The organism is Streptomyces sp. NPDC085481 (assembly GCF_044541845.1).
Taxonomy (GTDB): domain Bacteria; phylum Actinomycetota; class Actinomycetes; order Streptomycetales; family Streptomycetaceae; genus Streptomyces.
On sequence record NZ_JBITTJ010000024.1, the window covers coordinates 26,067 to 50,458 of the forward strand.

A 24,392-nucleotide genomic window follows, 5' to 3' on the forward strand; every position below is an offset into this window, starting at 1 on the left:
GGGCCTCCGGGCCCCACCGGCCGCCGCGTCCGCGCTCCTCCGGTCACTGCTCGCCATCCCTTCATTCTGCGCCACCCCCGCATCCCTCCACGAGCCGGTTTCCCCAGGTCCGGGCGGTTGTCAGTGGCGGGGTGCACGATGGGTGGCATGGTCAGGTCCGCGCTCGACTCGTTCTCCCCCGCGACCCGCAGCTGGTTCACCGGGGCCTTCACCGCGCCCACGGCGGCCCAGGAGGGCGCCTGGCAGGCCATCGGCGCGGGCTCGGACGTGCTCGTCGTGGCCCCGACCGGTTCCGGCAAGACGCTCGCCGCGTTCCTGGCCTCGCTCGACCGGCTGGCCGCCACGCCCCGGCCCGCCGACGCGAAGAAGCGCTGCCGCGTGCTCTACGTGTCGCCGCTGAAAGCCCTCGCCGTCGACGTCGAGCGCAATCTGCGCTCCCCGCTGACCGGCCTCCGCCAGGAGTCCGTGCGCCTCGGCCTGCCCGAGCCGGACGTGAAGGTGGGCATCCGCTCCGGCGACACCCCGCCCGCCGAGCGGCGCTCGCTCGCGACCCGGCCGCCGGACATCCTGATCACCACCCCCGAGTCGCTGTTCCTCATGCTGACCTCGGCCACCCGCGACGCTCTCCTGGGCGTCGAGACGGTCATCCTGGACGAGGTCCACGCGGTGGCCGGCACCAAGCGGGGCGCTCATCTGGCGCTGTCCCTGGAGCGGCTCGACGAGCTGCTGCCCCGGCCCGCCCGCCGGATCGGCCTGTCGGCGACGGTCCGGCCGGTGGAGGAAGTGGCCCGCTATCTCTCGCCGCAGCGCAAGGTCGAGATCGTCCAGCCGCCGTCCGGCAAGGAGTTCGACCTCTCCGTGGTCGTGCCCGTCGAGGACATGGGCGAGCTGGGAGGCTCCCCGTCCTCCGATGCCTCGGGCGGGCCGGAGGGCGGCGACAAGCCGTCGATCTGGCCGCATGTGGAGGAGCGGATCGCCGACCTGGTGCAGGCACACCGCTCCACGATCGTCTTCGCCAACTCCCGTCGCCTGGCCGAGCGGCTGTGCAACCGGCTGAACGAGATCGCGTACGAGCGGGCCACCGGCGAGGCCCTGCCCGACGGGTCACCGCCCGCCGAGATCATGGCCCAGTCGGGCGCGGCCCAAGGCGCTCCGCCGCTGCTCGCGCGCGCACACCACGGCTCGGTCTCCAAGGAGCAGCGCGCCCAGGTCGAGGAGGACCTGAAGGCGGGCCGGCTGCCCGCCGTGGTGGCCACCTCCAGCCTGGAACTGGGCATCGACATGGGGGCGGTGGACCTGGTCGTGCAGGTGGAGTCGCCGCCGTCGGTCGCCTCCGGGCTCCAGCGCGTGGGCCGCGCGGGACACCAGGTGGGGGCGGTGTCCACCGGGGTGGTCTTCCCGAAGTACCGGGGCGACCTGGTGCAGTCGGCGGTGGTGACCGAGCGGATGCGCAGCGGCTCCATCGAGTCGCTGCGCATCCCGGCGAACCCGCTGGACGTGCTGGCCCAGCAGCTGGTGGCGATGGTCGCCCTGGACAGCTGGCAGGTGGACGACCTGCTCGCCACGGTCCGCCGGGCCGCGCCGTTCGCGTCGCTGCCGGAGTCCGCGTTCACGGCGGTCCTGGACATGCTGGCCGGGCGCTATCCCTCGGACGCCTTCGCCGAGCTGCGCCCGCGCGTGGTGTGGGACCGGGTCGCCGGCACGGTCACGGGACGCCCCGGCGCCCAGCGCCTCGCCGTCACCTCGGGCGGCACGATTCCGGACCGGGGCCTGTTCGGGGTGTTCCTGGCGGGCTCCGACCCCAAGAAGGGCGGCGGCCGGGTCGGCGAGCTGGACGAGGAGATGGTGTACGAGTCGCGGGTGGGCGACGTCTTCACGCTGGGTACGACCTCGTGGCGGATCGAGGACATCACCCGCGACCGGGTGCTGGTCACGCCCGCGCCGGGCGTGCCGGGCCGGCTGCCGTTCTGGAAGGGCGACCAGCTGGGCCGGCCGCTCGAACTGGGCCGTGCCGTGGGCGCGTTCCTGCGCGAGGTCGGCTCCCTTCAGCCCGACGACGCCCGGCTGCGGCTGGTCGCGGCCGGCCTGGACGCGTGGGCCGCGGACAACGTGCTCGCGTATCTCGCCGAGCAACGCGAGGCCTGCGGCCATGTGCCGGACGACCGGACGATCCTGGTGGAGCGGTTCCGGGACGAGCTCGGCGACTGGCGGGTCGTCATCCACTCCCCCTTCGGGGCGCAGGTGCACGCCCCCTGGGCGCTGGCCCTCGGCGCCCGGCTCGCCGAGCGGTACGGGATGGACGCCCAGGTCATGCACGCCGACGACGGCATCGTGCTGCGGCTGCCGGACGCCGACCTGATGGGCCTGGACCTGCTCGACCACGAGCCGGTGGACCCGGGCCGGCTCGGCGACACCACGTACGACAGCGAGCAGGCGCCCGTGGGCGCGGCGGACGTCGCCTTCGACAAGGGCGAGATCTCGCAGATCGTCACCGACCAGGTCGGCGGCTCGGCCCTGTTCGCCTCCCGCTTCCGCGAGTGCGCGGCGCGCGCCCTGCTGCTGCCGAAGCGCAACCCGGGCAAGCGCACCCCGCTGTGGCAGCAGCGGCAGCGGGCGGCTCAGCTGCTCCAGGTGGCGAGCGAGTTCGGCTCCTTCCCGATCGTCCTGGAGGCGGTCCGCGAGTGCCTGCAGGACGTCTTCGACGTCCCCGGCCTGACCGAGCTGATGGGTGACCTCGAATCCCGCCGGGTCCGCCTGGTCGAGGTCACCACCCCCGAGCCGTCCCCGTTCGCCCGCTCGCTGCTGTTCGGCTATGTCGCCCAGTTCCTCTACGAGGGCGACTCGCCGCTCGCCGAGCGACGGGCGGCCGCGCTGTCCCTGGACTCCCGGCTGCTCGCCGAGCTCCTGGGCCAGGCCGAGCTGCGGGAGCTGCTCGACGCGGACGTGCTGGCCGAGCTCGAGCAGGAGCTCCAGTGGCTGACCGAGGACCGGCGGATCAAGGACCTGGAGGGGGTCGCCGACCTGCTCCGGGTGCTCGGGCCGCTGACCGACGCGGAGCTGGCCGCCCGGGGCGCCGAGGCCGACTGGGTCCAGGAGCTTTCCCGCGCGCGGCGGGCGATCCGGGTCAGGATCGGCGGCGCCGGCCACTGGGCGGCGATCGAGGACGCGGGCCGGCTGCGGGACGCGCTCGGCACGGCGCTGCCGGTCGGCGTGCCCGAGGCGTTCACGGAGCCGGTCAAGGACCCGCTGGGCGACCTCCTCGCCCGGTACGCACGGACCCACGGCCCGTTCACCTCCTCGCAGGCCGCCGCCCGCTTCGGCCTCGGCGCGGCGGTCACCGATGGCGCCCTGCAGCGCCTGGCCGCCTCCGGCCGGGTCGTCCAGGGCGAGTTCCACCCCTCGGGCATCGGCCAGGAGTGGTGCGACGCGGCCGTCCTGCGCCGGCTGCGGCGGCGCTCGCTCGCGGCCCTGCGGCACGAGCTGGAGCCGGTGGCGCCGGCCGCCCTCGCCACCTTCCTGCCCCAGTGGCAGCACCTGGGCAGCAACAGCCTGCGTGGGATCGACGGTCTGGCCCGGGCGATCGAGCAGCTCCAGGGCGCTCCGGTGCCGGCCTCGGCCCTGGAGAAGCTGATCCTGCCGTCCCGGGTGCGGGACTACTCCCCGGCGCTGCTCGACGAGCTGACGACGACCGGTGAGGTCGTCTGGGCGGGCGCCGGCGCGCTGCCCGGCAAGGACGGCTGGATCTCGCTCTATCTGGCCGACGCGGCCCCGCTGCTCCTGCCGCCGCCGCACCCGCTGGAGCTCACCGCGCTCCACGAGTCGGTCCTGACGGCGCTCACCGGCGGGTACGGGCTGTTCTTCCGCCAGATCGCCGACCAGGTGCGGGCCACCACCCACCCGGACGCCACGGACCCGCAGCTCGCCGACGCGCTGTGGGACCTGGCCTGGTCGGGCCGGCTCACCAACGACACGCTGGCCCCCCTGCGCTCCCTGCTCGGCTCGGGCCGCACGGCCGGCTCCACGGCCCACCGCGCCCGCCGCACGGTCCCGCGCGGCCGGTACGGCACGCTGAGCGCCTCCGCCCGCCCCGCCTCCCGTACGGGCCCGCCGACGGTCAGCGGTCGCTGGTCCCTGCTGCCCGCGCTGGAACCGGAGCCGACCCACCGGGCGCACGCCCTGGCCCGTACGCTGCTCGACCGGCACGGCGTGGTCACCCGGGGCGCGGTGGCCGCCGAGGGCGTGGAGGGCGGCTTCTCGGCGACTTACCGCATCCTGTCGGCCTTCGAGGACAGCGGGCAGGCGCGCCGTGGCTATGTGGTGGAGGGCCTCGGCGCGGCCCAGTTCGCCATGGACGGCGCCGTCGACCGGCTGCGCGCGGCGGCCAACGCCCGTGACCGGGGCGCCGAGGAGGGCGCAGGACCCCGGGCCGTGGTCCTGGCGGCCGCCGACCCGGCGAACGCGTACGGAGCAGCGCTCACCTGGCCCGAGCCGCCGACGGACGCCGGGCACAAGCCCGGCCGCAAGGCCGGGGCGATGGTCGTCCTGGTCGACGGCGAGCTCACGCTCTATATGGAGCGCGGTGGCAAGACCCTGCTCTCCTGGCCGACCGACCCGGACTCCCCTGTGTTGCGCGCGGCGGCGGAGGCCCTCGCGGCATCGGCCTCCGCGGGCTCCCTCGGCACGGTGACGGTCGAGCGGATCAACGGCGCCACCGCTCTGACCTCAGCGCTCTCCCGCCCCCTGGAGGCCGCCGGCTTCCACGCCACCCCCCGGGGCCTCCGCCTGCGCGCCTGACCCGCCCTCCGGGGCCGGCGCTCGCCCCGGACCAACTTGACCGGCCCGCTCACCCCGGACCAGCAGGACCGGCCCGACTGCGCCGCTCGTACCGGCGGAGGGATCATGGCCCCATGCCCGAAGGAGACACGGTCTGGCACACGGCCCGCCGGCTCGACTCGGCGCTCGCCGGGCGGGTGCTCGAGCGGTCGGACCTGCGCGTGCCCCGGTTCGCCACCGCGGACCTCACGGGCCGCCGGGTCCTCGACGTCACCCCGCGCGGGAAGCACCTGCTGGCCCGGATCGAGGGCGGGCTCACGCTCCACTCGCACCTGCGGATGGACGGGGCCTGGCGGGTGTACGCCACCGGTGAGCGGCCACGCGGGGGCCCCACGCACCAGATCCGCGCGATCCTCGGGAACGCGGAGTTCACCGCGTACGGCTACCGCCTCCCGGTCCTGGAGCTGATCCGTACCGCCGAGGAGGAGCATGCCGTCGGCCACCTCGGCCCGGACCTCCTCGGCCCTGACTGGGACCCCGCGGAGGCCGTACGCCGCCTGGCCGCGGACCCCGCACGCCCGCTCGGCGAGGCTCTGCTCGACCAGCGGAACCTGGCCGGCATCGGCAACGTGTACAAGTCGGAGCTGGCCTTCCTCGCCGCCGTCACGCCCTGGCTGCCGGTCGGTGAGCTCGCCCCGGGCATCCCCGAGCGCCTCGTGGCCACCGCGCGCCGGCTCCTGGAGGCCAACAAGGACCGCCCCGACCGCCGGACCACCACGACCCGCCGCCCCACCGAGCGGCTCTACGTCTACGGCCGCGAGGGCCGTCCCTGTCTGCGCTGCGGCACCCCGGTGCGCAGGGCGGAGCTGGCCGACCGGGTGACGTACTGGTGCCCCGGCTGCCAGAAGGGACCGCAAGAGGAGCCCTCCCACTAATTGACGGACCGTCAGATCCGGTCGTACGGTCCGGTCATGGCCCTCACCGCGTACGACCTCACCGGCCGCACCGCGTTCGTCACCGGCGCCGCCAGCGGCATCGGCCGCGCGACCGCCGAACTCCTCGCCGAGGCCGGGGCGAGCGTCCACTGCGCGGACCGCGACGAGCACGGCCTGAAGGAGACCGCGGCCAGGATCGACCGGCAGGGCGGCACCGCGCACACCCACGCCCTCGACGTCAGCGACCGCACGGCCCTCGCCACCGCCGTCCGCGCCGCGGGTCCGCTGCACGTCATGGCGGCCGTCGCCGGGATCATGCACACGAGCACGGTCCTGGAGACCCGCGAGGAGGACCTCGACCGGGTCCTCGCGGTCAACTTCAAGGGCGTGCTGCACGCCTGCCAGGAGGCGGCCGGTTCGATGATCGAGCACGGCGTGCCGGGCTCCATCGTCACGATGGCCTCCGGCGCGATGGACGCCGCGAGCCCGGGTCTGCTCTGCTACAGCGTCGCCAAGGCGGCGGTGGTGCAGCTGACCAAGACCCTGGCCGCCGAGGTCGGCCGGCACGGCATCCGGGTCAACGCGGTCGCCCCCGGCTGGATCCGCACTCCCATGACGGACCGACACGAACCGGCCGCCCAGGAGCAGGCGGAAGCGGCGATGGTCCGTGTCTCACCGCTCGGCCGGGTCGGCGAACCCGAGGACATCGCCCACGCGGTCCTCCACCTGGCCTGTGACGCCTCGTCGTTCACGACGGGCCAGATCCTGCGCCCCAACGGCGGCGTCGCGATGCCCTGGTGACGGATCGCCCCGAAGACCGCCCCGAAGGGTGCCCCGAAGACCGCCCCGAAGACGACCGCCCGGAAGAGGCGGCCACGTGCACCGGCAGCAGGCTCAACCCCCACCCGCCCGCGGCCACCGCCCCCTCGACAGGCCCCGTCTCCCCCGGCACCAGCAGCAGACGCACCACCGCCCACCACCAGAGCCCACCGGCCACCAGTCCGACCGCGACCAACGTGAGCGTCACCAGCGGAACCCGTCGCCGTACCATGGCCGCCTCCTCCGGTCGACGCTAGTCCGGCAGGATCACCCGGCGGGAGGGCGCACAAGAGGCAGACCCGGCGCACGGGACGCGTATCCCATGATCAGGCGCTCTCCGCCTGGAACATCCACGAATGCTTCTCGAGGTCGGCCGTGAGGCCGATCAGGATGTCCTGGCTCACCGGGTCCGGATCCCCCGTGGCATCGATCCGCTCGCGCATCCGCGCCGCGACCGCGCCCAAGGCGGCCACCAGGATGCCCACGGCCTCCACGTCCTTGATCCAGCCCTCCGGGACGGTGCCGATCGCACTCGCCGAGGCCACGGTGGCCGCACGCCCGTCCGGGGTCACCCCGATCGCCGAGGCGCGCTCGGCCACCGTGTCGGAGTGCAGCCGGGCCGTGTTGACGACCTCGTCGAGCTGGAGGTGGATCGAACGGAAGCGGGGCCCGATGACGTTCCAGTGGACCTGCTTGGCCACCAGGGCGAGATCGACCAGATCGACCAGTGCCCCCTGCAGGGCGTTGCCGACCGTCTTGAGGGCGGTCTCGGACAGGGAGCTCTTCACGACAGACATGCGGAATCTCCAAACAGTCGTACGTTCCCCCACCATGCACGCCTTGCCGGAATCCGGCATCTCAACCGGCAGCCGACCGAACCGCCGTGCACCCGGCAAGAGAAAAGCCCCGGCCGGGCACCCCTACCAGGGCACCGACCGGGGCTCCGCCCCACTTCGGTTTCAGGCGGCGACGACGTCCACCGCTTCCGCGGGCGCCTTGATGGTCACCCGCTCGGTGGGCACACCTGCCACCGACGTCACCGACACCGAATTGAGCATCGGGCGTACCGGCGCCGGCACCGGTTCGCTCGCCGCTGCCGACTCGGCCAGTTCGGCCAACGACAGCTCATCGCTCACTTCACGCATGAGCTCGGACATCCGTACGTCCAGCGCGTCGCAGATCGCGGAGAGCAGCTCGGAGGAAGCCTCCTTCTGCCCCCGCTCCACCTCGGAGAGATAGCCGAGTGAGACTCGGGCGGACGAGGAGACTTCGCGCAGAGTACGGCCCTGGCGCTGGCGCTGCCGACGCAGCACGTCACCCAACAGGCGACGGAGCAGAATCATCGGTGGCTCCCTCCTCGGACCGCGTAGCCGCATCCTTCACGCCCCACCGTACCGCCTCGCGCCGCGGCCGTGCGGGGAGCGATGTCGTGTTCACTCATGGCTGCAAACATCAATCTCCCCCGTTCTGTTCCGTATCCTGTGCCCGCGCATTTCCCGGGCGTTCTCCGCCGAGCGACTCACGGAGCAATTCGAGCACGCTCCGTACGGTCTCTGTACGGATTTCCGCGCGATCGCCGTTCAACCGCAGCGAGGCCACTTTCCCGGCTCCGGCGCCCTCTCCCGCGGGCCCGGCGACGGCCACGTACACCGTCCCCACGGGCTGGCCGTCCTGCGGCTCGGGCCCCGCCACCCCGGTCGTCGCGATGCCCCAGTCGGCACCGAGCCGGGCCCGGACACCCGCCGCCATCTGCAGCGCGACCTCCGGATCGACCGCGCCGCGCTCCGCCAGAAGAGTCCCGTCGACGCCGAGCAGCTGCTCCTTCAGGGCCGTGGCGTAGGCCGTGACGGAGCCGCGGAAGCTTTTCGATGCTCCCGGTACCCCGGTGAGCTCCGCGGCCACCAGACCGCCCGTGAGGGACTCCGCGGCGGCCAGCGTGTGACCACGCTCCGCGAGCAGCTCCAGCACCCGGGCGGCTTCGTTCATCGTGCGTCGGCCTCCGGGCCGGCCCCCGCGTCGGCGTCCGAGCCGGGCCTGCCCGCCGCCGCGCGCTCCGCGGCGAGCCCCTTGCGGCGCAGTACGACCGCCTGCCGCACGTAATCCAGACCGGTGACCACCGTCAGCACGACGGCCACCGCCATCACCCAGAAGCGCAAGGTGGCGAGTGGACCGGTGAGCATGAGCACGTACATCCCGACCGCCGTGCCCTGCGCGAGGGTCTTCATCTTGCCGCCGCGGCTGGCCGGGATGACCCCGTGCCGGATCACCCAGAACCGCATCCCCGTGATTCCGAGCTCACGGGCGAGGATCACTCCCGTCACCCACCAGGGCAGGTCGCCGAGCGCGGACAGGCTGATCAGACCGGCCGCCATGATCGCCTTGTCGGCGATCGGGTCGGCGATCTTCCCGAAGTCCGTGACCAGGTTGTACGTCCTCGCCAGGTGCCCGTCGAAGACGTCGGTGATCATGGCGACGGCGAACGCGGCCCACGCCCAGGCCCGCATGGCGGGGTCGTGCCCGCCCTCCATGAGCAGCAGCACCACGAAGCCGGGCACGAGGACCAGCCGGATCATGGTGAGGATGTTCGCGATGTTCCACAGGCTGGCCTGGTTGACGGCCGCAGCGCCCAGCTTGCCGCGGGGCGGCGCCGGCCTACCGGTCCCGCCCGTCGCGGATGCCGGGACTCCGGTCATCTGCCCGCCTCCTCGAAAAGACACTCGGCCACCAGGTCGACGCCCTCGGTGTCGACGACCTTGGCCCTGACCATCCGGCCCGGGACCAGCTCGAGGCCCTCGGTCGAGTCGGCGGTGAGGACGATCTGGCCGTCGGTCTCGGGCGCCTGGTGGGCGGCCCGGCCGATCCAGCCGTCCTCGTCGTCAAGCGACTCGACCAGTACTTCCAGGGTCTCGCCGATCCGCTCCTCCGCGCGCTGGGCGGTCAGCTCCTCGGCGAGCCGGGACAGGTGCGCGAGACGCTCGTCGACGACCTCCTGGTCGAGCTTGTGCTCGTACGTGGCGGCCTCGGTGCCGTCCTCGTCGGAGTAGCCGAAGACGCCGATCGCGTCGAGGCGGGCGTGGGTGACGAAGCGTTCCAGCTCGGCGAAGTCCGCCTCGGTCTCGCCGGGGAAGCCGACGATGAAGTTGGAGCGGGCACCCGCGGTCGGCGCCTTGGAGCGGATGGTCTCCAGGAGCTCCAGGAACCGGTCCGTGTCGCCGAAGCGGCGCATCGCCCGCAGCACGTCGGGCGCGCTGTGCTGGAAGGACAGGTCGAAGTACGGGGCGACCTTCTCGGTCGAGGTGAGCACGTCGATCAGGCCGGGGCGCATCTCGGCGGGCTGCAGGTAGCTGACCCGGACCCGTTCGAGGCCGTCGACCGCCGCGAGCTCGGGCAGCAGGCTCTCCAGGAGGCGGATGTCGCCGAGGTCCTTGCCGTACGAGGTGTTGTTCTCGGAGACCAGCATGATCTCCTTCACGCCCTGCTCGGCGAGCCAGCGCGTCTCGTTCAGCACGTCCGAGGGGCGGCGCGAGACGAAGGAGCCGCGGAAGGACGGGATGGCGCAGAAGGAGCAGCGCCGGTCGCAGCCGGAGGCCAGCTTCACGGAGGCGACGGGGCTGGTGTCGAGCCGGCGCCGCAGCGGCGCGCGCGGGCCGGAGGCCGGGGCGAGGCCCTCGGGCAGGTCGGCCGGCACGTTCTCGGGGGCCTCGGCCGCGGGCGCCTCGGGGGCGTCCACTGCCCCGTGCCCGGGCAGCGCCACGGACGCGGCGGCCTGCTGGCGCTCCACCGGGGACAGCGGCAGCAGCTTGCGCCGGTCACGCGGGGTGTGCGCCTCGACGCTGCCGCCGCTGAGGATGGTCTGGAGGCGGTTGGAGATGTCGGAGTAGTCGTCGAAACCGAGCACTCCGTCGGCTTCCGGCAGGGCTTCGGCGAGCTCCTTGCCGTAGCGCTCGGCCATGCAGCCGACGGCGACGACGGCCTGGGTGCGGCCGTGGTCCTTCAGGTCATTGGCTTCGAGGAGGGCGTCGACGGAGTCCTTCTTGGCGGCTTCGACGAACCCACAGGTGTTGACGACGGCGACATCGGCGTCCTCGGCGTTCTCGACGAGCTCCCAGCCGTCCGCTGCCAAGCGGCCTGCGAGCTCCTCCGAGTCCACCTCGTTACGGGCGCAGCCGAGAGTGACAAGGGCGACGGTACGGCGTTCGGGCATGGACTCAAGACTACTTTGTCCCGGCCGTACCTCCGTCGCGCAGGGTTCACCTGCGCGACGGCCGTCACACGGCTCAGCCGGCCTCGGGGTCTCCCTTGGTGTACGACAGGCGCTCGACCTGGCCGGACTCGAAGGAGTCCTCGACCTTCTTGCCATTGACGTAGAGCTCGATCGGCCCGGCGTTGCCGAGGACCAGATCGATGCGCTCGTCGTCCTGGAAGGTCTTGGACTCGCCCGCGAGGAGCAGTCCGTCGAAGAGCAGCTTGCCGTCGTGCGCCTTGGCCGAGATCCAGCTCTTGTCGTCGGTCGCGGTGAGCTTGACGGTGACCTTGTCCTGCGGGACCGCCGCGATGACGCTCTCGGAGGGCACGGGCTTGGGGTCGGCCGGTTTGACCGGCTTGGGGGTGGTGGTCTTGGTCGCCGGCGCCGGGCCCTCCGCGACCGCGGCGGTCCCGTTCTGGCCGTCGGTCCCGTTGAACATCGTGAAACCGACGAAGCCGACGACGGCCACGATGGCCGCCACCATGGCGGCGGTCCAGTTGGGGCGGCGCGGCTCGGGGCGGATGCGTTCCGCCTCGAAGAGGGGGGCGGCGGGGGTCGGGGCGGGACGACCACCGTGCTCGGCGTCGTACTGCTCGATCAGCGATGCCGGATCGAGACCGACGGCGCGCGCGAGCGTGCGGATGTGCCCGCGGGCGTAGACGTCGCCGCCGCAGCGCGAGAAGTCGTCCTCCTCGATCGCGTGCACGATCGGGACGCGCACACGGGTGGAGGCGCTGACCTCTTCGACGGTGAGACCAGCGGCGACACGGGCCTGCTGGAGGGCACGACCGATCGAATCCCGGTCATCTGCCGGGAAGTTCCGGTCGTCCTCGGGGGATTCGGGGGAGTTGCCGATGGACACGAGAGCGCCTTTCGAGCGTGTAGCCACCTGCTGGACGTTCAGTCTATGGGTGGTACGAAAGGGTGGGGCAACCGGGCGGGTGTCGTTTGTACGCCATGAGGCTGGGACATCGACCCGTCCCTCCCTCCAACTTGACGTACGCCCAAGGGAAACGGTTGCCCGTGTTCCCTTACGAGTGAGTCTCGACCCGGTCTCGATCCGGCGGCCCCGTCAGCTCTCCGGCTCCCCGCGGATCACGGCGAGTACCCCGTCCAGCTCGTCCGGCTTGACGAGCACGTCCCGCGCCTTCGACCCCTCGCTCGGCCCGACGATGTTGCGCGACTCCATCAGGTCCATCAGCCGGCCGGCCTTCGCGAAGCCCACGCGCAGCTTGCGCTGGAGCATCGAGGTGGAGCCGAACTGGGTCGAGACGACCAGCTCGGCGGCCTGGCACAGCAGGTCGAGGTCGTCGCCGATGTCCTCGTCGATCTCCTTCTTCTGCTTGGTGCCGACGGTGACGTCGTCCCGGAAGACCGGCGCCATCTGGTCCTTGCAGTGCTGCACGACGGCCGCGACCTCGGCCTCGGTGACGAAGGCGCCCTGCATGCGGACGGGCTTGTTGGCGCCCATCGGCAGGAACAGCCCGTCGCCCTTGCCGATCAGCTTCTCGGCACCGGGCTGGTCGAGGATGACCCGGCTGTCGGCGAGCGAGGAGGTGGCGAAGGCGAGCCGGGAGGGCACGTTCGCCTTGATCAGACCGGTGACGACGTCCACGGAGGGCCGCTGGGTGGCCAGCACCAGGTGGATGCCGGCCGCACGCGCCAGCTGGGTGATGCGGACGATCGCGTCCTCGACGTCACGCGGGGCGACCATCATCAGGTCGGCCAGCTCGTCGACGATCACCAGGAGGTACGGGTAGGGCTGCAGCTCGCGCTCGCTGCCCAGCGGCGGCTGCACCTTGCCGTCGCGGATCGCCTGGTTGAAGTCGTCGATGTGCCGGAAGCCGAATGCGGCCAGGTCGTCGTAGCGCAGGTCCATCTCGCGCACCACCCACTGCAGCGCCTCGGCGGCCCGCTTGGGATTGGTGATGATCGGCGTGATCAGGTGCGGGATGCCCTCGTACGCGGTGAGCTCGACCCGCTTGGGGTCGACGAGCACCATCCGGACGTCCTCGGGGGTCGCTCTTATCATGATCGACGTGATCAGGCAGTTGATGCACGAGGACTTGCCGGAGCCGGTGGCGCCGGCGACCAGGACGTGCGGCATCTTCGCCAGGTTGGCCATCTCGTAGCCGCCCTCGACGTTCTTGCCGAGCGCGACCAGCATCGGGTGGTCGTCCTCCGCGGCGGCGGCCAGACGCAGCACGTCGCCGAGGTTGACCATCTCCCGGTCGGAGTTCGGGATCTCGATGCCGACGGCGGACTTGCCGGGGATCGGCGAGATGATCCGGACGTCGGGTGAGGCCACCGCGTACGCGATGTTCTTCGTCAGGGCCGTGATCTTCTCGACCTTCACGGCCGGGCCGAGCTCGACCTCGTACCGGGTGACCGTCGGCCCGCGCGTGAAGCCGGTGACGGCCGCGTCGACCTTGAACTCCGCGAAGACGTTGGTGAGCGACTCGACGATCGCGTCGTTGGCGGCGCTGCGGGTCTTGCCGGGGCCGCCGCGCTCGAGGAGGTCCAGGGAGGGCAGCGAGTACGTGATGTCGCCGGAGAGCTGGAGCTGCTCGGCCCGCGGCGGCAGGTCGGTGGGCTCGGGCGCCGGCTTCGTCAGGTCCGGCACTCCCCCGCCGGAGCGGTCCCTGGCGGCGCCCCGTGCGGTCGGCACCGGGGCCATCGGGGCCTGGGGCGCCTCGGGGGCGGCCCCGGCCGCGGCGGCGGCCACGGCGGCGGCCCGCTCGGCGGTGACGTCCCGGGTCAGGTCGGCGACCAGCGGGGACGGCGGCATGCCGTTGAGTACCGCGCCGTCGAGCGCGGCGGCCGCCGCGGCGGCCACGTCGACGGGGTCGAGCCCGCTGGTGTCGAAGGCGGACGAGGAGGGCGTACGGCGGGGGCGGCCACGCCGCTGCAGGGCCGCGGCCTCCGCCCGGTCGGGGTCGTACTCCTGCCCCTGGCCGGGCGCGCGCCGGCGGCCCGGCCGGGCCGGCCGGGGGCCCTCGTCGCGCCAGTCCTCGCCGTACCCGTCGTACCCCTCGCGTCCGGCGCCCTCCTCGGGCTCGTACTCCGGCTCGACGAGGCCGAGCCGGGCGCCGAGGGCGCGCAGCCGCTGCGGGATGGCGTTGACGGGGGTCGCGGTGACGACGAGCAGCCCGAAGATCGTGAGCAGCACCAGCATGGGCACCGCAAGGACCTCGCCCATCATGAAGACCAGCGGCTTCGAGGCCGCCCAGCCGATGAGCCCGCCCGCGTCCTGCATGGCCTCGGTGCCGTCGCCGCGGCCCGGCGAGCCGCAGGCGATGTGGACCTGCCCGAGGACGCCGATGACGAGCGCGGACAGGCCGATCACGATCCGGCCGTTGGCCTCGGGCTTCTCCGGGTAGAGGATCAGCCGCACGGCGATCGCGCCGACCAGCAGCGGTACGAGCAGGTCGAGGCGCCCGAAGGCGCCGGTGACCAGCATCTCCACGAGGTCGCCGACGGGCCCGCGCAGACTGGACCAGGTCCCGGCGGCCACGATCAGGGCCACACCGAGCAGCAGCAGCGCGAGGCCGTCCTTGCGGTGGGCCGGGTCGAGGCCCTTGGCGCCCCGCCCTATGCCCCGGAACATCGCGCCCACGCCGTGCGCGAGACCCAGCCACAGGCCGCGTACGAGCCGGTACACGCCCCCGGTCGGGGACGGCGCCGGGCGCGGTGCGGCCTTCTTCGCCGCGGCCTTGCGCGCGGGCGCGCGCTTGGCGGGCGCGGCCTTCTTGGCCGGCGCCTTCTTCGCGGGAGGCTTGGCGGGGGACTTGGCGGGCGCCGCCTTCTTCGCGGTGCCGGTCGTACGGCCGGCGCGCGGCTTCGCGGTGCCCGCCGTGCCCTGGGAACCCTTGCCGGACGTACGTGAGGCCATGATGCTGAGGTTACCGGTGCAGGCCGCCGGGAAAACAGCTCACCCGTTCGTGTCGCCCCTGTGGGGCGCCGAACTGACGCCCGCTCACGGCGGGCGCCTGCATGGCCTGCGGTCAGTTCTGCGAGGGAAGCGTGGGCGCGCCGCCCGTGCCGGGCTCCAGGGCGTCGAGCGCCCGGCGCAGTCCGGTGAGCTTGCGCTCCAGGTGCGCGGCGGTGGCGACGGCGGCCGCGTCGGCGGAGTCGTCGTCGAGCTGTTTGGACAGCGCCTCGGCCTGCTCCTCGACCGCGGCGAGGCGGGCGGAGAGCTCGGCGAGCAGGCCCGGGGACTCCTTGGCGTGGCCGCCGGGGCTGCCGCCCTCGAGCTGGAGCCGCAGCAGCGCGGCCTGCTCACGGAGCTGACAGTTCTTCATGTACAGCTCGACGAACACGGAGACCTTGGCGCGCAGCACCCACGGGTCGAAGGGCTTGGAGATGTAGTCGACCGCGCCCGCCGCGTACCCACGGAAGGTGTGGTGGGGGCCGTGGTTGATGGCGGTGAGGAAGATGATGGGGATGTCCCGGGTCCGCTCGCGCCGCTTGATGTGCGCGGCCGTCTCGAAACCGTCCATTCCCGGCATCTGGACATCCAGCAGAATGACCGCGAAGTCGTCGGTCAGCAGCGCCTTGAGCGCTTCCTCCCCGGACGATGCCCGCACCAGCGTCTGATCGAGCGCCGAGAGAATGGCCTCCAGCGCCAGCAGATTCTCCGGCCGGTCATCGACCAGGAGGATCTTGGCCTTCTGCACCATGCCCCGTCCTCCTCGCCCCGGCACTGGTTCGCTCCGGCTCGGCGAGCCGGGGGAAGCACCGGGCGCCGCCCCAGAAGACGACTCCCATGCGCCGTCCGTCCTTGTGCCGGTCATCGTAGCCGCACCCCGCCCGTCGCCACACCCTGTCACCGCATTGTCACGGAGCACGCAGCTTCGTGCCCGTAGTCCGAACGCGGCGGGAGACCAGAAGGTTCCCCGTCCTCCGGCCTCTCACACCCGTTTGGCGACCGTCGGTCAGCGCCCCTCCCCGCGCATCCACTGCTCCATCACCGTCAGCAGGTGGTCGGGGTCCACCGGCTTGGTCACGTAGTCCGAGGCCCCGGACTCGATGGCCTTCTCGCGGTCGCCCTTCATCGCCTTGGCGGTCAGCGCGATGATCGGCAGCCCGGCGAACTGCGGCATGCGCCGGATCGCGGTCGTCGTCGCATACCCGTCCATCTCCGGCATCATGATGTCCATCAGCACCACCGACACGTCGTCGTGCTGCTCCAGGACCTCGATGCCCTCGCGGCCGTTCTCCGCGTACAGCACCGCGAGGCCGTGCTGTTCCAGGACGCTGGTGAGCGCGAAGACGTTACGGATGTCGTCGTCGACGATCAGCACCTTCTCGCCTGCGAAGGCGAAGGTCCGCCGCGGCTCGGGTTCGGCCCGGTCCTCCCCGGCCGACTGATCGTGCTGTACGGACTGTCCGGGCACCGCCGCCCGCTGCTCCACCGCCTTGCGCCGGTGCCGGAACAGCGCGCCTGCCCCGGAGCGGGCCTCGGTGTGCGGCGGTGCGGGTGCGAAGTGCACCAGACCGTCACCGGACTCCAGGCCACCCTCCCCGTAGCCCTCCGGGTGACCGGTCTGGTCGTGCTGCTCCGGCCCGTACCCGGACTGCGCGGGCTCGCTCGGGCTCAGCGGCAGGTACAGCGTGAAGGTCGAGCCGCGGCCCGGCTCGCTCGCCGCGTAGATCTCGCCGCCGAGCAACCGGGCGATCTCCCGGCTGATCGACAGGCCCAGGCCCGTACCGCCGTACTTCCGGCTGGTCGTGCCGTCCGCCTGCTTGAACGCCTCGAAGATGACCCGCATCTTCCCGGCCGCGATGCCGATGCCCGTGTCCGTCACCGAGAAGGCGATCATGTCCGCCTCCGGGTCGCGCAGCGTCCCGGCCTCCAGGAGCTGCTCCCGGATCGACTGCGGCACGTCCGCGCCGGCCGGGCGGATCACCAGCTCCACGGCGCCGGTGTCGGTGAACTTCACCGCGTTCGACAGCAGGTTGCGCAGCACCTGGAGGAGCCGCTGTTCGTCGGTGTGCAGCGTGGCGGGCAGTTCGGGCGAGACCCGCACCGAGAAGTCGAGCCCCTTCTCCGCGGTGAGCGGCCGGAAGGTCGCCTCCACGTAGTCGACGAGCTGCACCAGCGCGATCCGGGTCGGCGAGACGTCCATCTTGCCCGCCTCCACCTTCGACAGGTCGAGGATGTCGTTGATCAGCTGGAGCAGGTCGGAGCCGGCGCCGTGGATGGTCTCGGCGAACTCGACCTGCTTGGGCGTCAGATTGGTGTCGGTGTTGTCCGCCAGCAGCTTGGCCAGGATCAGCAGCGAGTTGAGCGGGGTGCGCAGCTCGTGCGACATGTTGGCCAGGAACTCGGACTTGTAGCGCATGGAGACCGCGAGTTGTTCGGCGCGCTCCTCCAGGACCTGCCGGGCCTCCTCGATCTCGGTGTTCTTCACCTCGATGTCCCGGTTCTGACGGGCCAGCAGCTCGGCCTTGTCCTCCAGCTCGGCGTTGGAGTTCTGCAGCTCCTTCTGCCGGTGCTCCAGCTCCGCGGACCGCTCGCGCAGCTGCTCGGTGAGCTCCTGCGACTGCTGGAGCAGCACTTCGGTACGGGTGTTGACGCTGATGGTGTTGACCGTGGTGGCGATCAGCTCGGCGATCTGGTTGAGGAAGTCCCGCTGGATCTGGGTGAACGGCTGGAACGAGGCCAGCTCGATCACGCCCAGCACCCGCCCCTCGAACAGCACCGGCAGCACGATCACATGGGCCGGCGCGGCCTCGCCGAGACCGGAGGAGATCTTCAGATAGCCCGGCGGCACGTTGACTTGGATGGTCCGCTTCTCCTCCGCGGCCGTCCCGATCAGCGTCTCACCCGGCCGGAACGAGGTCGGCATCGAGCCGGACGAGTAGCCGTAACTACCGCGCATCCGAAGCTCGTACGAGCCCTCCCCCTCACCCACCGGTTCGGCGTCGCTGTTGGACGAGCCGGTCGGCATCGCCACGAAGAAGGCCCCGTGCTGCGCCGACACGACCGGCGTGAGCTCGCTCATGATGAGCGAGGCGACGTCCTCGAGGTCCCGGCGGCCCTGCATGAGACCGGAGATACGGGCCAGGTTGCCCTTCAGCCAGTCCTGCTCCTCGTTGGCGAGGGTGGTGTCGCGCAGGTTGGCGATCATGGTGTTGATGTTCTCCTGGAGGGCCTGGATCTCGCCCGCCGCGTCCACACCGTCGATCTTGAGGTTGAGGTCGCCGCGGGTCACCGCCGTGGCGACGGCCGCGATCGCCCGCACCTGGCGGGTCAGGTTCCCGGCCATCTCGTTCACGGACTCCGTCAGGTCCCGCCAGGTGCCGTCCACGTCGCGGACCCGCGCCTGGCCGCCCAGCTGGCCGTCCGTACCCACCTCGCGGGCCACCCGGGTGACCTCCTCGGCGAAGTTCGACAGCTGGTCGACCATCGTGTTGATGGTGCTCTTCAGCTCCTGGATCTCGCCGCGCGCGTCGATGTCGATCTTCTTGGTGAGGTCGCCCTTGGCGATGGCCGTGGTCACGGCGGCGATCTGCCGCACCTGACCGGTCAGGTTGGAGGCCATCGAGTTCACCGACTCGGTCAGGTCCTTCCAGGTGCCCGAGACGCCGGGAACCCGCGCCTGGCCGCCCAGTTCGCCCTCCGTGCCCACCTCACGGGCCACTCGGGTCACCTCGTCGGCGAACGACGACAGCGTCGTCACCATGGTGTTGACGGTGTCGGCGAGCTCGGCGACCTCGCCGCGCGCCTCGACCGTGACCTTCTTCGTGAGGTCGCCGTTGGCGACGGCCGCGGAGACCCGGGAGATGTTGCGCACCTGACTGGTCAGGTTGTTGGCCATCAGGTTGACGTTGTCGCTCAGGTCCTTCCAGATGCCGGTGACCCCGCGCACCCGGGCCTGGCCGCCGAGGATGCCCTCGGTGCCCACCTCGCGGGCCACCCTGGTCACCTCGTCGGCGAAGTTCGACAGCTGGTCGACCATCGTGTTGACGGTCGTCACCAGCTCCAGGATCTCGCCCTTGGCGTCGACGGTGATCTTCTTCGACAGGTCGCCACGGGCGACCGCGGTGGTGACCTCGGCGATGTTACGGACCTGGAAGGTCAGGTTGTTCGCCATGAAGTTCACCGACTGGGTCAGGTCCTTCCAGGTGCCGGAGACCCCCTGCACCTCGGCCTGACCGCCCAGGATGCCCTCCGTGCCCACCTCACGGGCCACCCTGGTCACCTGCTCCGCGAAGCTGGACAGCTGGTCCACCATCGTGTTGAGGGTGTTCTTCAGCTCCAGGATCTCGCCGCGCGCGTCCACGTCGATCTTCTGCGACAGGTCGCCCCTCGCGACCGCGGTGGCGACCTGCGCGATGTTGCGCACCTGGGCCGTCAGGTTCCCGGCCATGCCGTTCACCGAGTCCGTCAGGTCGCGCCACACACCGGCGACGCCCGGCACCTGCGCCTGACCGCCGAGCCGCCCGTCCGTACCCACCTCACGGGCCACCCGGGTCACCTGGTCGGCGAACGCCGACAGCTGGTCGACCATCGTGTTGATGGTGTTCTTCAGCTCCAGGATCTCGCCACGGGCGTCCACGTCGATCTTCTGCGACAGGTCGCCGCGCGCCACGGCCGTCGTCACCTGGGCGATCTGCCTCACCTGCGAGGTCAGGTTGCCGGCCATGAAGTTCACCGAGTCGGTGAGCTCCCGCCACCGCCCCGAGACGCCGTCCACCCGGGCCTGACCGCCGAGGCGGCCCTCCGTGCCCACGTCCCTGGCCATCCGCGTCACCTGGTCGGCGAACGAGGACAGCTGCGACACCATCGTGTTGACGGTGTTCTTCAGCTCCAGCATCTCGCCGGCCACGTCCACCGTGACCTTCTGCGACAGATCACCGTTGGCGACCGCCGTCGTCACCTGCGCGATGTCCCGCACCTGACCCGTCAGGTTGCGGAACGCCGTGTTCACCGAGTCGGTGAGGTCCTTCCACGTACCGGCCGCGCCCGGCACCTCGGCCTGACCGCCGAGCAGACCCTCGACACCGACCTCCCGCGCCACCCGGGTCACCTCGGAACCGAACGCGGAGAGCTGGTCCACCATCGTGTTGACGGTGTTCTTCAGCTCCAGCATCTCGCCGGCCACGTCCACCGTGACCTTCTGCGACAGATCACCGTTGGCGACCGCCGTCGTCACCTGCGCGATGTCCCGCACCTGCGTGGTGATGTTCCGGAAGACGGTGTTGACCGAGTCCGTCAGGTCCTTCCACGTGCCCGCCGCACCCGGTACCTGCGCCTGACCGCCGAGCAGACCCTGCGCACCGACCTCGCCGGAGACCCGGGTCACCTCGTCCGCGAAGGTCCGCAGCGTCTCCGTCATCTGGTTGATCGTGTCGGCGAGCTGCGCGATCTCACCGCGCGCCGACACCCGCACCTTCTGCGACAGGTCGCCGTTGGCGACCGCGGTGGTGACCTCCGCGATACCCCTCACCTGATTGGTGAGATTTCCCGCCATCGTGTTGACGGAGTCCGTGAGGTCCTTCCACACACCGGCGACCCCGGCCACCTCGGCCTGACCGCCCAGTTCGCCCTCCGTGCCCACCTCGCGGGCCACCCGGGTCACCTCGGACGAGAACGAGGACAGCTGATCCACCATCCGGTTGACGGTGTTCTTCAGCTCCAGCATCTCGCCGGCCACGTTCGCCGTGACCTTCTGCGACAGATCACCGTTCGCGACCGCCGTCGTCACCAGCGCGATGTCCCGCACCTGGGCCGTCAGCCGGTTCGCCATGGTGTTCACCGAGTCCGTGAGATCCTTCCACGAACCGGACATTCCGCGCACCTGGGCCTGACCGCCCAGCTTGCCCTCGGTCCCCACCTCCAAGGCGACCCGCGTCACCTCGTCGGCGAACACCGACAGCTGGTCGACCAGGTTGTTCACGGTCCGCGCGACCTTCAGGAACTCCCCGCGCAACGGCCGCGTCGTCCCGTCCGTACCCTCCGAGCGCAGCTCCATCCGCTGCCCCAGGTCACCCTCGGCCACCGCCGACAGCACCCGCCCGACCTCGGACACCGGCCGCGCCAGCTCGTCCACCAGCGCGTTCGCCGCCTCGACGGCCGCCGCCCAGGCTCCCTCGCCGGCCCCGGTCTCGAGCCGCTCCGACAGCTTGCCCTCGCGGCCCACCACCCGGCGCACCCGCGACAGCTCACCGGTCAGATGCGTCTGCCGGTCCGCGACCTCGTTGAACACGGCGGAGATCTCCGCCATGATCCCGTCACTCGAGACCGTCAGCCGCTTACGGAAGTTCCCGTCCCGCATCGACACCAGCGCGGCGAGCAGCCGCTCCAGCGCGGCCGCGTCCACCTGCACCGTCCCACCGTTTCGGGACCGCCCTCCCTGGGATTCCGCCCGGGAGGACCCCCGCGCCCGCGAACCGCCGCCGCGCCGCGCCGTCGTGCCAGACTCCACCGTGTCCCTCCCGAAGGGGTCGACCATACCGCTCGGTCTCTCGCTACCAGCTTGCCCAGTGTTTCACCGCCGCCGAACCAGGCCATAACAGTTCGGCAGCTTCGCACAAGGTCCCCACGTCCGAAGGACGGAAACAGCGGCGACCGGCATCCGCTGGGACAGCGAAGGTAAGTAACCTGGCATCCGGCTGTCCAACCGCCCCGGTCCGCCCGGCGGGGGCGACGGCGCGAAAGGCGCGACAAGAGCAAGGACAGCGGGAGGGGCAGACCGACCATGGCAGAGCCGGGCGTCGAGACGCGTACGAGGAGTTCAGTGATCACCGCGCGGGCGGCTGCCACATTCGACCCCGTCGGGCGGTCCGTGGCGACCGCCCGCGCTTTCGTCAGGGACACCCTCCAGGGCTGGGGATACGCCGAGGTCGTCGACGACGCCGTCGTCCTGACCAGCGAACTCGTCACCAACGCCGTCATCCATGCCGGCACCGCCGCCGACGTCCTGTGCCTGCGAGCCGACGACGGCGTCCGCATCGAGGTCGCCGACCGCTACCCCGAGCGCGAGATCCCCGTACAGCACGGCCGGAGCATGGGCAGCCCCGACCGCGAGAACGGCCGGGGCCTGCTGCTCTGCGCCGCCCTCGCGGGCCGCTGGGGCGTCGAGTACAGCCCCACCCGCAAACATGTCTGGTTCCAGCTGGACCTTCCCGACCGGCCCGTCGGCACCCGCTCCGCCGGCCCCGTCCTGCCCGACCCGCTCCTCCCCCTCACCGAGACCCGCGTCCGCGTGGCCGTCGCCCAGATCGACCGCACCGGCGCCATCACCGCCTGGAACGAGGACTCCGAGGAACTCTTCGGCTACAGCGCCGAGCAGGTCACCGGCAAACCCCTCGGCGACCTCGCCGCCTGGCCGCACACCCCCGGCATCGGCACCGGCCTCGCCGAGGCCCTGCGCCTGTCCCGCTGGGAGGGCAGCTACGGCATCCGCTGCGCCGACGGCCGCGTCATCCCCGTGTACGCCTCACACCTCCGCGTCCGCGACGCCCAGGGCGAGCCGTCCACCGTCTGCCTCCTCGTACGCGAGTACGAGCGAGCCGTCCTGCAGACCCCGCAGCGCCCGGCCTCCTCCGAGTCCGGCAACGAGAACCGCACCACGGCCGACCCCTTCGAGGTCTTCATCGGCTCCCCGGCCCCCGACGACCTCGACGGCCTCCTCCAGCGCACGGTCGAACGCGCCCGCGACATGCTCGACGGCGACTCCGCCTTCCTCCTCCTCGCCACCGACGACGAGACCGAACTCGAGGTACGGGCCACCACTGGCCTGCCCTCCGCCCGCCAGCGCTTCGCCCGCGTGCCCGTGGAGACCGGCGCCAGCCGCTACGGCTCCGCCCGCATGCCCGCCGTCCACGAGGACCTGGCCGCCGTCCCCGGCGCCGTACCACTCCTCGAAGGCACCGGCATGCGCTCGGTCGTCACCGTCCCCCTCAAGGTCGAGGGCCGCCTCACCGGCTCCCTCGGCGTCGCCGCGGAAGGCGCCAACCGCTACTCCAACGAGGAGGCCCTGCGCCTCCAGTTCGCCGCCGACCGCATCGCCCTGGCCGTCGAGTCCGCCCGCCTCGGCGAGCTCGAACGCCTCCGCCGCGGCTCCCTCAGCTTCCTCGTCGAGGCCTCCGACCTCCTGGCCGGCACCCTCGACCGCGACCAGACCCTGGCCCTCATGGCCCAGATGACGGTCCCGACCCTGGCCACCTGGTGCGCCGTCTACACGATCGCGGACCAGACCTCGGACCCGTACCTCTCCTACGTCCTGCACGAGGACGAGGACCTCATCGACGGCCTGAAGGCCCTGCTCTCCTCGATCTCCCCGCCCGACCCGGTGACCACTCCAGGTGCCCGCGTCTGGACCGCACCCGGCGACGCCGCCCACCGAGCCGCGCTCAGCGCCTCGGTGCGCGAACTCGGCGAGGGCCCCGGCCCCTTGTCCTCCGGCATCAACACCACTCTCGCCACCGCGTCGGCCGTCGGCGGCGAGACCGTGGTCCTGCCGCTCGTGGCCCGCAACCGCGTGATCGGCATGCTGACCCTCGGCAAGCCCTCCGACGACCACTTCCGCCAGGAGATCCTGGAGCTCGCCGAGGACCTCTCGCGCCGAGCCGCCCTGGCCCTGGACAACGCCCGGCTCTACTCCGAGCGCATGGCCATCAGCCGTTCCCTCCAGCGCAGCCTCCTGCCGCCCGGCCTCCCCGATATCCCGGGCGTCGAGGTCGACGTGATCTACCGCGCGGCCGGCGAGGGCAACGAGGTCGGCGGAGACTTCTACGACCTCTTCCCCATCCGCGACGGCGCCTACGGCTTCGCCATCGGCGACGTCTGCGGTACGGGCCCCGAGGCCGCCGCCGTCACCGGCCTGGCCCGCCACGCCCTGCGCCTCCTGGCCCGCGAGGGCTTCGGCGGCCCCGCGGTCCTGGAACGCCTGAACGCGGCCATCCTCGACGAGGGCGCCCGCAGCCGCTTCCTCACCCTCCTGTACGGCGAGATGCGCCCCCAGGAGGACGGCTCGGCCGTCCTGAAGGTCGTCTGCGCCGGCCACCCCCTCCCGCTCCGCCTCAGCCAGGACGGCACGGTCCGCCCCGCGGCGGACCCGCAGCCCCTCCTCGGCGTCATGGAGGACCTGGAGCTCTACGAGCAGACGATCACCCTGGACCCGGGCGACGTCCTCCTGTGCGTCACGGACGGCGTCACCGAACGCCGCGAGGGCACCCGCATGCTGGGCGACGACGGGCTCACCGAGGTCCTCAAGTCCTGTACGGGCCTGACGGCCGGCGCGGTCGCCGCCCGCGTCCTGCGGGCCGTCGAGCGCTTCGCCCAGGAACCGGCCTCCGACGACATGGCCATCCTGGCCCTCCGCATCCCGGAGCCGCACCACCAGTGAGGAAGCCGGCCCCCTTCGGGGGGCCGTTCCCGATCCTTCTCTCCGGGAACGCAAAAAGGCCCCCGCCATGAGGCGGGGGCCTTTTCTCTGAGCCCTTTAACGGAATCGAACCGTTGACCTTCTCCTTACCATGGAGACGCTCTACCGACTGAGCTAAAAGGGCGGGTTGTTCGGCGGCGTCCTACTCTCCCACAGGGTCCCCCCTGCAGTACCATCGGCGCTGAAAGGCTTAGCTTCCGGGTTCGGAATGTAACCGGGCGT

Annotated in this window: 14 protein-coding genes, 1 tRNA gene and 1 rRNA gene; 4 read left to right on the forward strand and 12 right to left on the reverse strand. The window is 71.9% G+C overall.

Annotation, left to right across the window (positions count from 1 at the left end; all coding sequences use genetic code 11):
• Positions 1-147 precede the first annotated feature (147 nt).
• From ACIGEZ_RS33380 to ACIGEZ_RS33390, 3 genes are all read left to right on the forward strand, one after another.
• Positions 148-4,794 carry an ATP-dependent helicase gene (locus ACIGEZ_RS33380; RefSeq protein ID WP_399838895.1) on the forward strand — a complete coding sequence of 1,549 codons (4,647 nt, stop codon included), beginning with the start codon at positions 148-150 and terminating at the stop codon, positions 4,792-4,794.
• Positions 4,795-4,907: 113 nt separating this feature from the next.
• Complete coding sequence (locus ACIGEZ_RS33385; protein WP_399838897.1) at positions 4,908-5,708, forward strand: Fpg/Nei family DNA glycosylase; 801 nt, start codon at positions 4,908-4,910, stop codon at positions 5,706-5,708.
• Positions 5,709-5,744: 36 nt separating this feature from the next.
• Complete coding sequence (locus tag ACIGEZ_RS33390; RefSeq protein WP_399838900.1) at positions 5,745-6,509, forward strand: SDR family NAD(P)-dependent oxidoreductase; 765 nt, start codon at positions 5,745-5,747, stop codon at positions 6,507-6,509.
• Here the strand turns inward: ACIGEZ_RS33390 and ACIGEZ_RS33395 are convergent.
• The 10 genes from ACIGEZ_RS33395 to ACIGEZ_RS33440 all read right to left on the reverse strand — a co-directional run bounded on the left by ACIGEZ_RS33395 (position 6,457) and on the right by ACIGEZ_RS33440 (position 21,206).
• The gene (locus tag ACIGEZ_RS33395; RefSeq protein WP_399838903.1) at positions 6,457-6,759 is read right to left on the reverse strand and encodes a hypothetical protein; all 303 of its coding nucleotides are present in this window, start codon (positions 6,757-6,759) and stop codon (positions 6,457-6,459) included. The genes ACIGEZ_RS33390 and ACIGEZ_RS33395 overlap by 53 nt on opposite strands.
• A gap of 94 nt (positions 6,760-6,853) precedes the next feature.
• Entirely contained in the window at positions 6,854-7,324 is a 471-nt protein-coding gene (locus tag ACIGEZ_RS33400) for a Dps family protein (RefSeq protein ID WP_399838906.1), read from the reverse strand.
• A gap of 162 nt (positions 7,325-7,486) precedes the next feature.
• Complete coding sequence (locus ACIGEZ_RS33405) at positions 7,487-7,870, reverse strand: helix-turn-helix domain-containing protein (protein ID WP_019889909.1); 384 nt, start codon at positions 7,868-7,870, stop codon at positions 7,487-7,489.
• Positions 7,871-7,979: 109 nt separating this feature from the next.
• Positions 7,980-8,513: a CinA family protein gene (locus ACIGEZ_RS33410; RefSeq protein ID WP_399838909.1), complete on the reverse strand. Its 534-nt coding sequence runs from the start codon at positions 8,511-8,513 to the stop codon at positions 7,980-7,982.
• Entirely contained in the window at positions 8,510-9,220 is a 711-nt protein-coding gene (pgsA, locus tag ACIGEZ_RS33415; protein ID WP_399838911.1) for a CDP-diacylglycerol--glycerol-3-phosphate 3-phosphatidyltransferase, read from the reverse strand. Before pgsA ends, ACIGEZ_RS33410 begins: the two co-directional genes overlap by 4 nt.
• Positions 9,217-10,731 carry a 30S ribosomal protein S12 methylthiotransferase RimO gene (gene rimO, locus ACIGEZ_RS33420; RefSeq protein WP_399838914.1) on the reverse strand — a complete coding sequence of 505 codons (1,515 nt, stop codon included), beginning with the start codon at positions 10,729-10,731 and terminating at the stop codon, positions 9,217-9,219. The genes pgsA and rimO overlap by 4 nt, the downstream gene beginning before the upstream one ends.
• Before the next feature lie 73 nt (positions 10,732-10,804).
• Positions 10,805-11,635 (reverse strand): helix-turn-helix domain-containing protein, encoded by an 831-nt coding sequence (locus ACIGEZ_RS33425; protein ID WP_399838916.1) that lies wholly within the window; start codon positions 11,633-11,635, stop codon positions 10,805-10,807.
• A 210-nt stretch (positions 11,636-11,845) separates the two neighbouring features.
• Positions 11,846-14,665: a DNA translocase FtsK gene (locus tag ACIGEZ_RS33430; RefSeq protein ID WP_399838918.1), complete on the reverse strand. Its 2,820-nt coding sequence runs from the start codon at positions 14,663-14,665 to the stop codon at positions 11,846-11,848.
• A gap of 112 nt (positions 14,666-14,777) precedes the next feature.
• A complete protein-coding gene (locus tag ACIGEZ_RS33435) occupies positions 14,778-15,452 on the reverse strand; it encodes a two-component system response regulator (RefSeq protein WP_399838920.1) in 675 nt (224 codons plus the stop codon).
• A gap of 255 nt (positions 15,453-15,707) precedes the next feature.
• Entirely contained in the window at positions 15,708-21,206 is a 5,499-nt protein-coding gene (locus ACIGEZ_RS33440) for a HAMP domain-containing protein (RefSeq protein ID WP_399838923.1), read from the reverse strand.
• 273 nt (positions 21,207-21,479) lie between these two features.
• Between ACIGEZ_RS33440 and ACIGEZ_RS33445 the strand changes: the two genes are divergently transcribed.
• The gene (locus tag ACIGEZ_RS33445; protein ID WP_399838925.1) at positions 21,480-24,131 is read left to right on the forward strand and encodes a SpoIIE family protein phosphatase; all 2,652 of its coding nucleotides are present in this window, start codon (positions 21,480-21,482) and stop codon (positions 24,129-24,131) included.
• Between the two features lie 90 nt (positions 24,132-24,221).
• On the opposite strand, the gene ACIGEZ_RS33450 is transcribed toward ACIGEZ_RS33445, so the two are convergent.
• Both ACIGEZ_RS33450 and rrf read right to left on the reverse strand, forming a co-directional pair.
• Positions 24,222-24,294: transfer RNA gene (locus tag ACIGEZ_RS33450), tRNA-Thr, on the reverse strand.
• 5 nt (positions 24,295-24,299) lie between these two features.
• Positions 24,300-24,392: ribosomal RNA gene (gene rrf / locus ACIGEZ_RS33455) — 5S ribosomal RNA — on the reverse strand; the annotation flags it as partial.

What these genes read in the sequence shown, in the direction of transcription:
- ACIGEZ_RS33380 (WP_399838895.1), top strand. Translation starts at nt 148, where the DNA reads ATGGTCAGGTCCGCGCTCGACTCGTTCTCCCCCGCGACCCGCAGCTGG.
- ACIGEZ_RS33410 (WP_399838909.1), bottom strand. Translation starts at nt 8,513, where the DNA reads ATGAACGAAGCCGCCCGGGTGCTGGAGCTGCTCGCGGAGCGTGGTCAC.
- ACIGEZ_RS33385 (WP_399838897.1), top strand. Translation starts at nt 4,908, where the DNA reads ATGCCCGAAGGAGACACGGTCTGGCACACGGCCCGCCGGCTCGACTCG.
- ACIGEZ_RS33395 (WP_399838903.1), bottom strand. Translation starts at nt 6,759, where the DNA reads ATGGTACGGCGACGGGTTCCGCTGGTGACGCTCACGTTGGTCGCGGTC.
- ACIGEZ_RS33445 (WP_399838925.1), top strand. Translation starts at nt 21,480, where the DNA reads ATGGCAGAGCCGGGCGTCGAGACGCGTACGAGGAGTTCAGTGATCACC.
- ACIGEZ_RS33435 (WP_399838920.1), bottom strand. Translation starts at nt 15,452, where the DNA reads ATGGTGCAGAAGGCCAAGATCCTCCTGGTCGATGACCGGCCGGAGAAT.
- rimO (WP_399838914.1), bottom strand. Translation starts at nt 10,731, where the DNA reads ATGCCCGAACGCCGTACCGTCGCCCTTGTCACTCTCGGCTGCGCCCGT.
- pgsA (WP_399838911.1), bottom strand. Translation starts at nt 9,220, where the DNA reads ATGACCGGAGTCCCGGCATCCGCGACGGGCGGGACCGGTAGGCCGGCG.
- ACIGEZ_RS33405 (WP_019889909.1), bottom strand. Translation starts at nt 7,870, where the DNA reads ATGATTCTGCTCCGTCGCCTGTTGGGTGACGTGCTGCGTCGGCAGCGC.
- ACIGEZ_RS33430 (WP_399838918.1), bottom strand. Translation starts at nt 14,665, where the DNA reads ATGGCCTCACGTACGTCCGGCAAGGGTTCCCAGGGCACGGCGGGCACC.
- ACIGEZ_RS33390 (WP_399838900.1), top strand. Translation starts at nt 5,745, where the DNA reads ATGGCCCTCACCGCGTACGACCTCACCGGCCGCACCGCGTTCGTCACC.
- ACIGEZ_RS33400 (WP_399838906.1), bottom strand. Translation starts at nt 7,324, where the DNA reads ATGTCTGTCGTGAAGAGCTCCCTGTCCGAGACCGCCCTCAAGACGGTC.